Below are 768 nucleotides of genomic sequence, written 5' to 3' on the forward strand. Positions count from 1 at the left end.
CCCGGACGAACACCCGGCTCGCCCGGCCGTCGGTGTTGTCGGTGAATCCCCACAGCTCATCGAGGGTGTTCGCGTCGGTGCAGCGGCCCGTCATCCAGTGGCGGCACACTCCGGCGAGGCTCGTCCCGGGCACGTACAGCCGGGACTTGCCGTCGAGCGCGACCGGCAGGTCCACGTCCGGGTCGTGCCCGAGCCCGCCGACGTGCAGCGGCGAGCACACCTCAAGCCAGCCGCGGACCCGCAGCCGGTGGCGCAAAGGTCGGCCGGCCATCACTTCGCCTCCCGGTTCCGGCGGTGCGCGGTCAGGCAGGTCAGGACCAACGTCTGCACGGCCTCCTGCCACAGCTCCGTTCGCAGGTTCGCGGCGATCGTCGCGGCGTGCGGCGCTTCATGGGTCTGACCTCCGGCCGTCGGCCCCGCGGGGCCGACCCAGCCCAGGGCCTCCCACACCTGGCCCGGTCTGGTGAGGAGGGGCTTCAGCTGTCTGCCGACGCCGTCTGGCCATGATCGTCGGCGGGACGGGTCGACGAGCTTGTCGACGAGCGCTTCGGTGGCCGCGCGGTCAGCCAGCCGGGGCAGGATGTCGCGGAGCTGGGCGAGCTGCGACGGCGGGACCTTGTCGACGCCGTCGCCGAACACCCGGCGTAGGCCGTCGGGGTCGGATGCGACCGTGACGGCACGCCTCGCGATTTCTGCTCGCCAGGCCTCCGTGCGCAGCGCCGCGATGAGCGCGATGTCGTCGGCCGACAGGATGTCGGTGTTCGTGGG

Annotated in this window: 2 protein-coding genes; both read right to left on the reverse strand. The window is 72.7% G+C overall.

What is annotated here, in order from left to right; genetic code table 11:
- A partial coding sequence (locus MJ783_RS14850; RefSeq protein WP_239311032.1) for an RAMP superfamily CRISPR-associated protein occupies window positions 1-271 on the reverse strand: 271 nt, incomplete at its 3' end.
- The coding region (locus MJ783_RS14855; protein WP_239311033.1) for a hypothetical protein at window positions 271-768 on the reverse strand (498 nt) is incomplete at its 5' end. The genes MJ783_RS14855 and MJ783_RS14850, both read right to left, overlap by 1 nt.

Source organism: Protofrankia sp. Cj3 (assembly GCF_917627355.1).
Classification (GTDB): Bacteria; Actinomycetota; Actinomycetes; order Frankiales; family Frankiaceae; genus Protofrankia.